Origin of the sequence: Amycolatopsis sp. QT-25 (genome assembly GCF_029369745.1) — a bacterium.
Classification (GTDB): Bacteria; Actinomycetota; Actinomycetes; order Mycobacteriales; family Pseudonocardiaceae; genus Amycolatopsis.
This window is the reverse complement of sequence record NZ_CP120210.1, coordinates 7,670,173-7,683,843: the sequence shown is the minus strand read 5'-3', so window position 1 is coordinate 7,683,843 and position 13,671 is coordinate 7,670,173. Positions and strand designations below refer to the sequence as shown.

At 68.8% G+C, this 13,671-nt stretch carries 14 protein-coding genes; 11 read left to right on the top strand and 3 right to left on the bottom strand.

Going from position 1 to position 13,671, the window contains the following annotated elements; genetic code table 11:
* Nucleotides 1-38: 38 nt before the first annotated feature.
* The 7 genes from purB (at nucleotide 39) to P3102_RS36170 (ending at nucleotide 6,705) form a co-directional block, all read left to right on the top strand.
* Nucleotides 39-1,469 carry an adenylosuccinate lyase gene (gene purB / locus P3102_RS36200; RefSeq protein ID WP_276365150.1) on the top strand — a complete coding sequence of 477 codons (1,431 nt, stop codon included), beginning with the start codon at nucleotides 39-41 and terminating at the stop codon, nucleotides 1,467-1,469.
* 370 nt (nucleotides 1,470-1,839) lie between these two features.
* Nucleotides 1,840-2,667: a transporter substrate-binding domain-containing protein gene (locus tag P3102_RS36195; RefSeq protein ID WP_276365149.1), complete on the top strand. Its 828-nt coding sequence runs from the start codon at nucleotides 1,840-1,842 to the stop codon at nucleotides 2,665-2,667.
* A gap of 4 nt (nucleotides 2,668-2,671) precedes the next feature.
* Nucleotides 2,672-3,487 carry an ABC transporter substrate-binding protein gene (locus P3102_RS36190; RefSeq protein WP_276365148.1) on the top strand — a complete coding sequence of 272 codons (816 nt, stop codon included), beginning with the start codon at nucleotides 2,672-2,674 and terminating at the stop codon, nucleotides 3,485-3,487.
* A gap of 8 nt (nucleotides 3,488-3,495) precedes the next feature.
* The gene (locus tag P3102_RS36185; RefSeq protein WP_276365147.1) at nucleotides 3,496-4,278 is read left to right on the top strand and encodes an ABC transporter substrate-binding protein; all 783 of its coding nucleotides are present in this window, start codon (nucleotides 3,496-3,498) and stop codon (nucleotides 4,276-4,278) included.
* Nucleotides 4,279-5,037 carry an amino acid ABC transporter permease gene (locus tag P3102_RS36180; RefSeq protein ID WP_276365146.1) on the top strand — a complete coding sequence of 253 codons (759 nt, stop codon included), beginning with the start codon at nucleotides 4,279-4,281 and terminating at the stop codon, nucleotides 5,035-5,037. It begins immediately after the preceding gene.
* Nucleotides 5,034-5,774: an amino acid ABC transporter ATP-binding protein gene (locus tag P3102_RS36175; RefSeq protein ID WP_276365145.1), complete on the top strand. Its 741-nt coding sequence runs from the start codon at nucleotides 5,034-5,036 to the stop codon at nucleotides 5,772-5,774. The genes P3102_RS36180 and P3102_RS36175 overlap by 4 nt, the downstream gene beginning before the upstream one ends.
* A gap of 43 nt (nucleotides 5,775-5,817) precedes the next feature.
* A complete protein-coding gene (locus P3102_RS36170) occupies nucleotides 5,818-6,705 on the top strand; it encodes an MOSC N-terminal beta barrel domain-containing protein (protein ID WP_276365144.1) in 888 nt (295 codons plus the stop codon).
* On the opposite strand, the gene P3102_RS36165 is transcribed toward P3102_RS36170, so the two are convergent.
* The gene (locus tag P3102_RS36165; protein ID WP_276365143.1) at nucleotides 6,588-7,394 is read right to left on the bottom strand and encodes an SAM-dependent chlorinase/fluorinase; all 807 of its coding nucleotides are present in this window, start codon (nucleotides 7,392-7,394) and stop codon (nucleotides 6,588-6,590) included. The genes P3102_RS36170 and P3102_RS36165 overlap by 118 nt on opposite strands.
* Nucleotides 7,395-7,429: 35 nt before the next feature.
* Between P3102_RS36165 and P3102_RS36160 the strand changes: the two genes are divergently transcribed.
* Complete coding sequence (locus P3102_RS36160) at nucleotides 7,430-8,311, top strand: phosphoribosylaminoimidazolesuccinocarboxamide synthase (RefSeq protein WP_276365142.1); 882 nt, start codon at nucleotides 7,430-7,432, stop codon at nucleotides 8,309-8,311.
* 50 nt (nucleotides 8,312-8,361) lie between these two features.
* On the top strand, nucleotides 8,362-9,078 hold the full coding sequence (locus tag P3102_RS36155) for a DUF2334 domain-containing protein (protein WP_276365141.1): 717 nt from the start codon (nucleotides 8,362-8,364) through the stop codon (nucleotides 9,076-9,078).
* Between the two features lie 152 nt (nucleotides 9,079-9,230).
* Here P3102_RS36155 and P3102_RS36150 read toward each other — a convergent pair whose 3' ends face one another.
* Both P3102_RS36150 and P3102_RS36145 read right to left on the bottom strand, forming a co-directional pair.
* Nucleotides 9,231-9,866, bottom strand: coding sequence for an MBL fold metallo-hydrolase (locus P3102_RS36150; RefSeq protein ID WP_276365140.1), 636 nt, complete (start codon nucleotides 9,864-9,866; stop codon nucleotides 9,231-9,233).
* A gap of 33 nt (nucleotides 9,867-9,899) precedes the next feature.
* Nucleotides 9,900-10,844, bottom strand: a complete 945-nt coding sequence (locus P3102_RS36145) for a DUF5937 family protein (protein WP_276365139.1) — start codon at nucleotides 10,842-10,844, stop codon at nucleotides 9,900-9,902.
* 61 nt (nucleotides 10,845-10,905) lie between these two features.
* Here P3102_RS36145 and P3102_RS36140 point away from each other — a divergent pair, with 61 nt between their 5' ends.
* Both P3102_RS36140 and P3102_RS36135 read left to right on the top strand, forming a co-directional pair.
* Nucleotides 10,906-12,048, top strand: coding sequence for an MFS transporter (locus tag P3102_RS36140; RefSeq protein WP_276365138.1), 1,143 nt, complete (start codon nucleotides 10,906-10,908; stop codon nucleotides 12,046-12,048).
* Between the two features lie 33 nt (nucleotides 12,049-12,081).
* A complete protein-coding gene (locus tag P3102_RS36135; RefSeq protein ID WP_276365137.1) occupies nucleotides 12,082-13,584 on the top strand; it encodes an aldehyde dehydrogenase family protein in 1,503 nt (500 codons plus the stop codon).
* The last annotated feature ends 87 nt before the right edge of the window (nucleotides 13,585-13,671 follow it).

Genomic DNA, 13,671 nt, shown 5'->3' with positions numbered 1-13,671 from the left:
CAAGTAGGTGATTGAGTGCGGGAGGTTAGTCTGGCCGCGTGACGGACAAGCCCCGCATCCCCAACGTGCTCGCCGGCCGCTACGCCTCGCCTGAGCTGGTCGAACTGTGGTCCCCGGAACGCAAGGTCGTGCTGGAGCGCGAGCTCTGGCTCGCCGTGCTCCGCGCGCAGGCCGATCTCGGCGTCGAGGTGCCGGACGGTGTCGTCGCCGATTACGAACGCGTGCTGGCGCAGGTCGACCTCGACTCGATCGCCGCGCGCGAGCGGGTCACCCGGCACGACGTGAAGGCCCGCATCGAGGAGTTCAACGCGCTCGCCGGGCACGAGCACGTCCACAAGGGCATGACGTCGCGTGACCTCACCGAGAACGTCGAGCAGTTGCAGGTGCGGCGCTCGCTCGAGCTGGTCCGCTCGCGCGTCGGCGCGGTGCTCGCCAGGCTCGCCGCGATCGCGGTCGAACACTCCGACACGGTGATGGCGGGCCGTTCGCACAACGTCGCCGCGCAGGCGACGACCCTTGGCAAGCGGTTCGCCACCGCCGCCGACGAACTGATCGTCGCGTTCGACCGGCTCGAGAACCTGATCGAGCGATACCCGCTGCGCGGCATCAAGGGCCCGGTCGGCACCGCGCAGGACATGCTCGACCTGCTCGGCGACGAGTCCACTTTGGACGATCTGGAGTCGCGGGTCGCGGCCCACCTCGGCTTCGAAAACGTGTTCACCAGCGTCGGTCAGGTGTACCCGCGTTCGCTCGACTTCGACGTGCTGTCCACCGTGGTCCAGCTCGCCGCGGCGCCGTCGAGCCTGGCGAAGACGATCCGCCTGATGGCGGGCCACGAACTGGTCACCGAGGGTTTCAAACCGGGCCAGGTCGGCTCGTCGGCCATGCCGCACAAGATGAACACGCGGTCGTGCGAGCGGGTCAACGGGCTCGCCGTGGTGCTGCGCGGCTACCTGTCGATGATCGGCGAGCTCGCCGGCGACCAGTGGAACGAAGGCGACGTGTCCGACTCCGTCGTCCGCCGGGTCGCGCTGCCCGACGCGTTCTTCGCGCTCGACGGTTTGCTGGAGACCTTCCTCACGGTGCTGGCCGAGTTCGGCGCCTTCCCGGCGGTCATTTCGCGCGAGCTGGATCGTTATCTGCCGTTCCTCGCGACCACCAAGGTGCTCATGGCCTCGGTGCGCGCGGGCGTCGGCCGTGAGACCGCGCACGAGGCGATCAAGGAGAACGCCGTCGGCGTCGCCCTCGCGATGCGGGAGCGGGGGTTGGCGGAGAACGACCTCCTCGACCGGCTCGCCGCCGACGACCGCATCCCGCTCGACCGGGGTGAGCTGGACAAACTCCTCACCGACCGGATCTCGTTCACCGGTGTGGCGCCCCGTCAGGTGGCCGCGATCGCGTCGCGCGTCGAGGGCATCCTGGAGCGTTTCCCGGAGTCGGTGAACTACTCGCCGGCCCCGATCCTCTGACCCGCTGTTCCCCCTGATCCCCCCGAGCCCACGCAATTCGGCACCTGCTTGCGGTGGTTGCGCGCGCAACCACCGCAAGTGACCAAGGTCTCCGGTGACCAAGGTCCCCTGCTCCCTCGCAGTCACGCGTCGTGGCCACCACGCCCCGGAGGGCGATGGGAGCGCCGCCTCCGGCGTCGTGAGCTGGGAATTCGTCGGCGCGCGACCTGGCAGCGTGATCCCGGTCGCGCGATATCAAATACTGAGACGGAGTTACTCGATCGGGCGAAATGCCTAATCTCGATCGCTGAACCTGGAGCGCCAGGCGTCCCATGAGGCGGCTTGGCGTGTTTGTATCGCGCCTTGCGCGCCGAAACCCACGGAAGAAGCGATGAGATCCACGCTGTCGAAGTTCGTTGCCGTCGTCACGGCCGGAGCGGTCACCCTCGCCCTCGCCGCCTGCGGCTCCGGTGACGCGGGCGCGAGCGCCCAGAAGCTGCGGGTCGGCACCCTGACCGACGCGCCGCCGTCCATCTACCTGGAGAACGGCACCTTCACCGGCTACGACAACGAGCTGCTGCGCGACATCGCGAAGCGCGAGGGCTTCGAGGTCGAGTTCGTCGGCACCGAGTTCGCCGGCCTGCTCGCCGCCGTCGCCACCAACAAGTTCGACATCGGCAGCTCCACGATCTCCACCACCGAGGCCCGCAAGAAGACCGTCGCGTTCAGCAACGGCTACAGCACCGGCTTCACCACGATCCTCACCAAGAAGGGCGCGGCCCTCAAGGACGTCGGCGCCTTCACCGGCAAACGGCTCGGCGTCGTGCAGGCGTCGGTGCAGGACGACTTCGCGAGCGGCAAGGTCCCGGGTGCCAACGTCGTCCGCTTCCCGGACTACAACGCCGGTTTCGCGCAGCTCAAGGCAGGCAGCCTCGACGGCTGGGTGGTGCCGAAGGACATCGGGCAGAAGTACATCGACCAGAACCCGGACGTGCCGCTGGAGTTCGGCTACACCGTCGAGACCAAGGACACGCCGTCCGCGTTCGCCGTCCGCAAGGACAACAAGGAACTGCTGAAGAAGCTCAACGACGGCCTCGCGAAGGCCGTGGCGGACGGCACCGTCGCCCGCCTGCACGCTCAGTTCTTCAAGACCGAGCCGCTGCCCAAGGAACTCGAACAGGGCGGCCCCGGCCTGCCCGTGCAGAACGCGGGGGTCTGAAATCGTGAAGACGACACCAAGGATTCGTAACAACGGCGGGCGGCCTGCAAGGCAGTCACTGCTCGCCACGCTGACCGCGGGTCTCGTCGCCGTGCTGGCCGCTTGTGGCGGCGGCGAGTCCGCCACGGAGAAGACGCTGCGCGTCGGGACACTGAGTGACGCGCCGCCGAACATCTACGTCGAGAACGGCAACTACACCGGCTTCGACAACGAACTGCTGAAGGCCATCGCCGCCAAGCAGAACCTGAAGCTCGAATTCGCGTCGACCGACTTCTCCTCGCTGCTGGGCCAGGTCGCGAACAACCAGTTCGACATCGGCAGCTCGGCCATCGCGCAGACCGACGAGCGCAAGAAGAACGTCGACTTCTCCAGCGCTTACAACTTCGAAGTGATGAGCATCCAGACCAAGGACGGCTCGCCGATCACCGAGGAGAAGGGCCTGTCCGGCAAGCGGGTCGCGGTCATCCAGGCGACCGTCGGCGACAAGTGGCTCACCTCGACGGTGCCCGACGCGCAGGCCGTGCGCTTCCCGGGTTACGCCCCGGCGCTGGCCGCGCTCAAGAGCGGGGCCGTCGACGCCTACATCCTCGACCAGGCGATCGCCGAGACGAACGTCAAGGAGAGCGCCGACGCGAAGCTCAAGGTCGTCAAGTCCTTCACCACCGACGTGCCCCACGGCTTCGCGGTGAAGAAGGGCAACGCGGAGCTGCTCACCAAGATCGACGAGGGCCTGAAGCAGGTCATCGCCGACGGCACCTGGGTCGAACTGCACGAGAAGTTTTTGCCGACGGCCCCGGTCCCGGACCAGTTCAAGGCGTGAGGATCACGATGAAGAAGTCACTCGCCGCCGTCGTCGGTGCCGCCCTCGTGGCGGTACTGGCGGCGTGCGGCGGCGGTGAAAGCGACACTGCCGGCACGTTGCGCGTCGGCACGCTCAGCGATTCGAAACCCAACGCCTACCAGGAAAACGGCGTGTTCACCGGGTTCGACAACGAGTTGCTGAAAGCCATCGCCGCGCACCAGAACCTGAAACTCGAGTTCGTCTCCACCGAGTTCTCGACGTTGCTGAGCCAGGTCGCCAACGGCAAGTTCGACATCGGCAGCTCAGGGATCTCCCAGACCGACGAACGCCGCAAGACGGTCGACTTCTCGGCGCCGTACAACTACCAGTCGCTCGGCATCGAGGCCCGCGAGGGCACCGGCATCACCGACGAGAACTCCCTGGCGGGCAAGCGGATCGGTGTCGTGCAGGGCACGGTCTCGGACAGCTGGCTGGCCGCCAACGCGCCCACCGCGCAGGCCGTGAAGTTCCCGCAGGACGCCGCGACGCTCGCCGCGCTCAAGTCGGGCGCGATCGACGGCGCCATCTTCGACCAGGCGACCGCCGAGGACTACGCCGCGAAGAACCCGGACGCGAAACTCAAGGTGGTCAAGGCGATCACCACGACGATCCCGCACGGTTTCGCGGTCAAGAAGGGCAACACCGAGCTGGCCGGCAAGATCAACGCCGGGCTCAAGGCGGTCATCGCCGACGGGACCTGGGAAAAGGTGCACCAGCGGTTCGAACCGAACGCGCCGGTGCCCGCGGAGTTCAAGGCCGGGCAGAAGTAAGTGGACGACTTCCTCAACACCTTCCTGAACTGGGAGTACATCTGGGAGGTCTTCCCGGACCTCCTCGGGACCGGTCTGCTGAACACGCTGATCCTGTCGGTGTTCTCGGCGCTGATCGGCACGGTGCTCGGCATGCTGCTGGCCACGATGGGCCTGTCCGGCAAGGCGTGGCTGCGCTGGCCGGCCCGGGTGTACACCGACGTCTTCCGCGGTCTGCCCGCGATCCTGACCATCCTGGTGATCGGGCAGGGCGGCGGGATCCTCATCCCGTCCCTGTCCCGGAACCCGTACCCGCTGGGCATTCTGGCGCTGAGCCTGATCGCCGCCGCGTACATCGGCGAGATCTTCCGCGCCGGTATCCAGAGTGTCGAAAAGGGCCAGATGGAGGCCAGCCGCGCGCTGGGCATGAGTCACACCAAGGCGATGACGCTCGTCGTCATCCCGCAGGGCGTGCGGCGGGTGCTGCCCGCGCTGGTGAACCAGTTCATCGCGCTGGTCAAGGACTCCAGCCTGGTGTACTTCCTCGGCTTCCTCGCCGAGCAGCGCGACCTGTTCCGCATCGGGCAGGACCTCGCGGCGAACACCGGGAATCTGTCGCCGCTGGTCGCGGCGGGCGTGGTGTACCTGGTGATCACCGTGCCGCTGACGCATCTGGTGAACTACATCGACAAGAAGCTGCGCACCGGCAAGAAGATCCGGGTCGACGACGACGGCGGCGAACCGGAACCGCTGAACGCCGGAAAGGTGCCGCTGCCATGACGAACGCCGTACGTTCCTCCAGCGTCGAACTCCGCGACATCCATGTCTCCTTCGGGACCCTCGAAGTGCTCAAGGGCGTGAACCTCAAGGTCGAGAAGGGCCGCACGACCTGCGTCATCGGCCCGTCGGGCTCCGGCAAGTCGACGCTGCTGCGCTGCGTGAACCGGTTGCAGGAACCCGACTCGGGCGACCTATTGCTGGGTGGCGAGAGCGTCATCTCGTCCGACCCGGACGCGCTGCGGCAGCGCGTCGGGATGGTGTTCCAGCACTTCAACCTGTTCGGGCACCGCAGTGTGCTGGACAACATCACCCTGCCGCTGCGCAGCGTGCGGAAGCTCGGCAAGGCGGAGGCCACCGAGATCGCGCACGCCCGGCTCGCCGAGGTCGGCCTCGCCGACAAGGCGCCGTACCGGCCGAGCGCGCTCTCGGGTGGGCAGCAGCAGCGGGTCGCGATCGCGCGGGCGCTCGCCATGGAGCCCGAGGTCATGCTGTTCGACGAGGCGACCAGCGCACTGGACCCGGAACTGGTCAAGGGCGTCCTCACCCTGATGGCGAGGTTGGCCGAGCGCGGGCTGACACTGCTCGTGGTCACCCACGAGATGGGTTTCGCGCGTGGCGTCGCCGACGAGGTCGCGTTCATGGACGACGGCAAGATCGTCGAACACGACGCTCCCGAGGCGATCTTCGACGCTCCGCGGAGTGAGCGGCTTCAACGGTTCCTGTCGCAAGTGCTCTGAAGCCGACGGTGAGCAGTGGACCTCGACTCGCTAGCCTGCGGCTATGGCGAGAGTGGCGAAGCTGGTCTATTACCCCGTCAAAGGGTGCGCGGGGACGTCGGTCGAAACGGCCGACGTCACCCCGGCGGGCCTCAGGTTCGACCGTGCCTGGATGGTCGTCTCCCCGGAGGGCGAGTTCCGCAGCCAGCGGAAGCAGCCGGTGATGGCCTCGATCCGGACCGAGGTGACCGACGACGGCGCCCGCCTGCGGCTCACCGCTCCCGGTGTCGAAGATCTCCTGGTCGAGACCGTTCCGGACGGACCGCGGCATCCCGCGGCGACGTTCACCTGGCAGGGCAAGGGCGTCCACCAGGGCGACGAGGCCGCCGAGTGGTTCTCCGACGTCCTCGGCCTGCCCTCGGTGTTCGTCGGGCTCACGCCGGAGCACGAGCGTGTCACCAATGGTGAGATCCCCGGCACCGCGGCCTTCGCCGACGCGCACGCGATCCTGCTGACCTCCGAGTCTTCTCTGGACGGCTTGAACGAGCGGATCGCTTCCCGCGGCGCCGAGGCCGTGCCGATGGACCGTTTCCGGCCCAACATCGTCGTCTCGGGGTGGCCGGAGCCGCATCGCGAGGACGACGTCCGCTCGCTCACGGCCGGTGGTCTCGAACTCGGATACGCCAAGGTCTGCATCCGCTGCACGGTGCCGATGGTCGACCAGGAGACCGGCGAGAAGGCCGGTCCCGAGCCGATCCGTTCGCTCGCCGACTACCGCCGCGAACCGGAGGGCGGGGTCTCGTTCGGGATCAAGATGGCGGTGACCGGTCCGGGTCAGGTGTCCGTCGGCGACGAGGTGATCGTGCACTCCTGGGCGGGTCCCAGCCCGAGCACGGCCGACGCCGAGCCGCCGTTCACGGCGACCGCGAGCCGTCCGGCGGAATCGGTGTAGAGCACGTTCCGGCCCGGCGGCACCGTGCCGAAGGTGTCGCCGACCGACGCCCGCACCAGGACGTGTTCGCTGCTGACCGAGACCGTGCCGGACAGCCCGGCCAGTTCGAGGTCGGCGGGGCTCGCCGCCAGCTGGACGTTGCCGAAGTGGTCGACCGTGAGCACCTCGGTCACCAGTTTGCCGGGGAACACCGCGACGAACGGGTCCGGCAGCCGCACGAGGTCGTCGACGCGCGGCCCGAACTCCTCGGGAGCGACCCCGAGCGCGAGATGCGCCGCCGCGGGGGCGAAGACGTCGCGACCGTGGAACGTCGACGAAGTCACCGGAAGGCGGTACTCGGGCGCCGCGAGTTCGTACGCGGCTATCACCCCGCTGAGTGTTTCGGCGGCGGAAATGAGGAGCCCGTTGTCCGGGCCGACGAGCATTCCGCGGTCGGTGACCACCACGACGCCGCGCCGCGCGGTGCCGACGCCGGGGTCCACGACGGCGAGATGGACGGACTCCGGCAGATACGGCACGGTCTGGGCGAGTACCTCGGCGCCGGTCCTGACCTGCTGCGGAGGGATTCCGTGGCTCACGTCGAGCACCCGGACGGACGGCGCGATCCGCGCGAGCACGCCGTGGCACGCGGCCACGAAACCGTCGCACAGACCGTAGTCGGTCGTGAACGAAATGTAGTGGATCGGCATGATCAGCCATCATCCTTGATCGCTAGGGTGCAGCCGTGACGACGCTCGAATACCCGAAGATCGCCGCCGGCAAGATCCGTGAGCTCTACGCCGTCGATGACGAGCATCTGCTGCTCGTCACTTCGGACCGGATCTCCGCCTACGACGTCGTCTTCGACACGCCCATCCCGGACAAAGGGCGAGTGCTCACCGCGATGAGCGTGTTCTGGTTCTCCCTGCTTTCCGATGTCCTTCCCAACCACTTGGTCTCCTACGAAGACGAACGCATCCCCGCCGCGGTCCGCGGCCGCGCGCTGCTGGTGCGGCGGCTGGCGATGCTGCCGTTCGAAGCCGTCGCCCGCGGCTATCTCACCGGTACCGGTCTCGCCGATTATCGCGCGCACGGCACGGTTTGCGGCGTCGAACTTCCGCCGGGCCTGACCGAGTCCTCCCGGCTCCCCGAACCGATCTTCACCCCCGCGACCAAGGCCGATCGCGGCTCGCACGACGAGAACATCGCCTTCTCCGACGTGGTCGGGCAGCTCGGCCGTGAGCGGGCCGAAGAAGTCCGTGAGGCGACGTTGGCGGTGTATCGCCGGGGCGCGGAGTACGCCGCCGAACGCGGCATCCTGCTCGCGGACACGAAGCTCGAATTCGGCATCGACCGCGAGGGGAACCTCGTGCTCGCCGACGAGGTCCTGACCCCGGATTCCTCGCGCTACTGGCCCGCCGGCGGTTACGCGCCGAACAGCCCGCAGCCGTCCTTCGACAAGCAGCCGCTGCGGGACTGGCTCACCAGTCCCGCGTCCGGCTGGCACCGCCGGGACAGACCGGGGTCACCGCCCTTGCCCGAGGACATCGTCGCCGCCACGCGGGCGAGGTACATCGAGTCGTACGAACGCATCACCGGCCGGTCGCTGCAGGATTGGCCCGCCTGACCAGCGGTGTTCACCCCGTCGTCAGTCCGCCGCAAGCCCGGGCTGGCGCAATGGGGACCGTGGACGCACGTTTGCTGGTTTCCCTGTCCGGCGTGACCACCCGGACGTTGCACCGCTGTGCGGACCTCGCGGCCGAGCTCGACCGGCGCAAGGTCCCGTTGTCCGTGCTCTACGCCGCCAGGACCGGCGAGGGCCCCGTGACGGAGTGGATCCGGACGCGCCGCGCACACGGCGATTCCGTACTCCTGCACGGTTACGACCACCGGATCCCACCCACCCATCGCGCCGTCCAGCTGGGCAAACGTGCCGAGTTCGCGGCTCTGCCCGCACACGAGGCGCGGCTGCGCCTGATCGCGGCGAAGGCGGCGCTCGAGGCCAACGGCATGGCCGTCGACGGCTTCGCGCCGCCGCGCTGGGTCGCGTCGGACGGCACCCTGCAGGCCCTGCGCGAACACGGGTTCCGGCTGTGCGCGGATCTGGTCTCGGTGCGGGACCTGGTGTCCGGCGAGGTCCGGCGCGCCAGGGTGCAGGAGTTCGGCGGACCGTCGCAGCGGACGGAGACCGTCCGGTGCTTCGCGCTGGTACTGGCCGCCGCGAGGGCCGCGCGCCGCGGCGGGCTGGTGCGGCTCGGCATCGACGCCGCGGACCTCACCCGGCCGGGGCTGCGGCAGGCGTTCCTCGACGCCGTCGACGTCTCGCTGGAGAACCGTGCTTTCGGAACCACCTACGGCTCGCTCTCACGAACGCGGGTCACCTTGTCGGGCTGACCGACCAGGGTGACGCATCGGCAACGAGACGTTCGTGGCGGCGGCCCGCGGACGGACGGTGGTCTTCGCGCTTACCGGAGGCCGTCTGAGCAAGCCCCGGAGGTGTCGCGAAAGCCACTTTCGCGACACCGCTGCCGGTGGTGCACCGCCTCTTAAAGCTTCACCGGCTCCCCGACGTCGAGCACCTTCACCTCGGTGCCTTCCGGGGCGAGGTCGGCGAACAGGCCGTAGTGCATCCGCGGCCGGGCGAGGACGGCTTCGTGGATGGGGACGGCGAGGCGCGGCGACACCGCACGCAGGTAGTCGACGGCCTCGCCTGCCTTGAGCCACGGGGCGCCGGTGGGCAGGCCGAGGACGTCGATCTTCTGTTCCGGCACGAAGAACGAGTCGCCGGGGTGGTAGAACGCGCCGTGGTCGACGAGGTAGCCGACGTTCGGGATCACCGGGATCTCCTCGTGGATCACCGCGTGTTCGCCGCCGACGACGTTGATGCCGCTGGAGCCGATTTCGAAGGCGTCGCCGGGGTTCGCGATCCGGAACTCGGCGCCGAGCTTCCGCACGGTGTCGGCGGAACCAGGATCGACGATCAGCCGCGCGCCGGGATTCGCCGCCAGCAACGCGGGCAGCCTGTCCACGTCGAGGTGGTCGGAATGCTGGTGGGTGATCAGGACGGCGTCCAGCTCCCGCTCGCCTTCGAAGCCCGCCGAGAAGGTGCCGGGGTCGATCAGGATCCGCGCGCCCCCGGTCTCCAGAAGGGTGCAAGCGTGTCCGAAGTGGACAATGCGCATCGATGTTCTCCTTCGCGGTAGCTCGATTCCAGCCTATGCCCGGATCAGGACGTCGCCAAGCTCGGTGCGCAGGTAACGCACCTCGCGGCCGTGGCGTCGTGTGTCGAGCAGGCCCGCCGCGCGCATCGCGGTCAGGTGCCGGGAGACCGTCGGTGCGGAGAGGCGCAGCCTGCGCGCCAGTTCGGTGGTGCTCGCGGGTTCGTTGAGTGTGGTGAGCAAGGCGGCTTTCGTCCGGCCGAGCACGCCCGCGAGCGCGTCGGGCGGACGTTCGGGATCCGACCAGAGTTCGGCCACCCCGCGCGCCGGGTACAGCAGCGAAGGCTGCCACGGCTCCATCGTGATCAGCCCTACCGATGGCCACGCGAAGACGCCGGGGATCAGCAGCAGGCCACGGCGATCGAGGTGGACGCGGCCGCGTTCCTTCATCTCGATCACCAGGATGTCGTCGACGAGCCGCACGCGCGGGTGGATGTCCTCGAGTACCAGCGCGATACCGCCGGCGGCCAGCCGTCGCGAGCGCTCCTCGATGTCGGCGACGAGGAAGCGGCGCATCCGGGGCCAGTGCGGTTCGACCAGTTCGGTCCAGGCGATCTCCATCTGGCTCGCCAGCAGATCCCTTGCCTCGGCGGGATCTTCCGGCAATCCGCGCAAATCCGCGTCTACTTTGGACAGCTCGTACGCGACCTGCTCCGGTGGCGTGCGGCGAATTTCGGCGAGCTGGGCGGACGCGGTGGTCTCCGGGCCGCTCGGCGGCGGGCCGAGGAAGTCGGTGATGTAGTGCCGCGCGCTCATCACCTTGGCGAAGCCGTCGATGGGCAGGTCCGGCAGTTTCGCGGCCGCCTCGCGCAGCCACGGCAGATGACTGGGATGCCCGCGCCGTCCGAGCAGGGTCTGCATCGCGCCCATGGTCTCGTCGAGCGGTGAGATGCCGAAGCGGACGCGCTTGGCGCTCTCGGCGGTCAGGACCAGCTCGATCATCGGATTAGGTTATGCCCTAATCAGTGGTTCCGGTCAGGTCCGGTTCGGCAGTGTTCGCGGCATGACGTTGTTGCGCAATTCCGGATACTGGCGCTGGTCGGCGGGGGTGCAGCTGAACCGGCTGCCCGCCACGATGGCGCCGTTGGCCTTCACCGTGCTGACCACCGCGACCACCGGTTCGTACCGGCTCGGCGGGATCATGATGGCCGTTTTCGTCGCCGCCGAGATGGTCGGCGCCGTGCCGGCCGGGCGGCTGCTCGACCGTGTCGGACCCGCACGCGGTCTCGTCGTGCTGCTTCCGCTGGTCGCCGCGGGACTGTTCCTGCTGGCGGCGGCCGCCTCCGCCGGTGCCCCGGATCTCGTGCTGCTCGCCCTGACGATTCCTCCGGGGCTGGTCGCCGGTGGGTTGAACGGCGGTTTCCGGACGCTGCTCGCCGGAACGGTGACCGAAGACGAGTTGCCGAGGGCCGTTTCGGTCGACGCGATGATCTTCGAAGGTGTCATCGTCGGCGGGCCGCTGCTGGTGGCGCTCCTGGCGAGCGCCGGACCGGCCGTCCCGGTGCTCGCGATGGCCGTCGTCGTCCTGCTCGCGGCCCTGCTCGTGCCGCGGCGTACGGTCACTCCGGATCCACAAAGGACAGTCGAGCACCAGGCGATCCCGGTCGCCGCCTGTGTGCCCTGGCTGGCGGGGTCGTTCACCGTGGGGCTCCTGCTGTCGACCATCGAAGTCGGCCTGCTGCCGCTCGTCCAGCGCCTCGGCGCTCCCGATTCGGCGACGGCGATCGTCATCGTGGTGCTGTGCGCCGCCAGCATCGGCGGGAGCGCGCTGTACGCGGCGCGGGGGAAGGCCGGCGATCCGCGGCTGTTCCTGGCCGGTTTCGTGCTCGGCGGAAGCGTGGTCTCGGCGGGCTTCGGCTGGGCCGGGCTGCTCGGCGGGGTCGCGCTGATCGGGCTCTGCACCGGCCCGCTGATGGCCGTGTCGTCGGTCAACCTGCAGAAACTGCTGCCCGAACGCCGCCGGTCGGAGGGCTTCTCGCTGGCCTTCACCGTGCAGGCGTCGGGGTTCGGGCTGGGCTCGTTGGCGATCGGGGTGCTGCCGGTGTGGCTGGCCCCGCTTCTCGGTGTCCTTGCGGCCCTCGTCTCCTGTGCGATGCTGGTGGCACGCCCCAGGCGAGCTATTGGCACGTCGTCAGTAACGTCGTAGCCTGGGCTTTGAGCCGAGACACGGGAGAAGTCGATGACCGCAGTCCAGCCGAAGCCGACCGCCCACAGCGTGGGGGAGACCTTCGATTCCCTCAGCCCGGCGACCGACGAGGTCGTCGGCACCTACCCGGTGCACAGCAAGGAGGACGTCCGCGCCGTCATCGCCCGTGCGAGGGACGCCGCCGAATGGTGGGCCGGACTCGGCTACGACGGTCGCGCCGAACGGCTGCGGCGCTGGAAGGGTGTCATCACCCGTCGTCTGCCGCAGCTGTGCCAGGTCGTACGGGACGAGACCGGCAAGCCGATCGCCGACGCGCAGCTGGAGAGCGTCCTCGCCATCGAGCACATCGCGTGGGCGGGCAAGCACGCGCGCAAGATCCTCGGCAAGCAGCGCCGCGCGGCCGGACTGATGATGTCGAACCAGGCGGCGACGGTCGAGTACCAGCCACTCGGTGTGGTGGGCGTGATCGGCCCCTGGAACTACCCGGTGTTCACGCCGCTCGGCTCCATCGCCTACGCCCTCGCCGCCGGCAACGCCGTCGTCTTCAAACCGAGCGAATACACGCCCGGCGTCGGAAAATGGCTGGTCGACGCCTTCGCCGAGGTCGTCCCGGAATGGCCGGTGCTGCAACTGATCACCGGCTTCGGCGAGACCGGCGCTTCACTCGTCAGCGGAGGCGTCGACAAGATCGCCTTCACCGGTTCGACCGGCACGGGCAAGAAGATCATGGCCGCGGCCGCCGAGACGCTGACCCCGGTGATCATCGAGGCGGGCGGCAAGGACGCGGTCCTGGTCGACGTGGACGCCGACCTCGAGGCCGCCGCCGACGCGACCGTCTGGGGCGCGTTCTCCAACTCGGGCCAGACCTGCATCGGCGTCGAGCGCGTGTACGTCCACGAGCGCGTGCACGACGAGTTCGTCGCGAAGGTCGTCGAGAAGTCGAAGGACGTGCGCGCCGGCTCGGACGCGGCCGCTCAGTACGGCCCGGTGACGATGCCTTCGCAGCTCGCGGTGATCAAACGCCACATCGCGGACGCCATCGAACGCGGCGGCAAGGCACTGGTCGGCGGCATCGACGCGGTCGGCGACCGCTATGTGCAGCCGACGGTGCTCGTCGACGTGCCGGAGGACTCCTCGGCGGTCAAGGAGGAGACGTTCGGCCCGACCGTCACCATCGCCAAGGTCCGCGACATGGACGAGGCCGTCGAGAAGGCCAACGACACGAAGTACGGCCTCGGTTCGACGGTCTTCTCGAAGTCGCGTGGCCTCGAACTCGCCGGACGGCTGCGCACCGGCATGACGTCGATCAACGCACCGCTTTCCTTCGCCGGTATCGCTTCGCTGCCCTTCGGCGGCGTCGGCGACTCGGGCTTCGGCCGGATCCACGGCCCCGAAGGCCTGCGCGAGTTCGCCCGGCCGAAGGCCGTCGCGCGGCAGCGCTTCGCCGCGCCGATCGTGCTGACCTCGTTCTCCCGCAAGGAGAAGACCGACGCCCTGGTGGCGAAACTGATCACCGTCCTGCACGGAAAACGCTGACGCGCCGCCTGTCGACCCCCGCGTGCAAGGAAGGGACCTTTCATAGCAAAATTTGCTATGAAAGGTCCCTTCCTTGCGCTTGCGGGG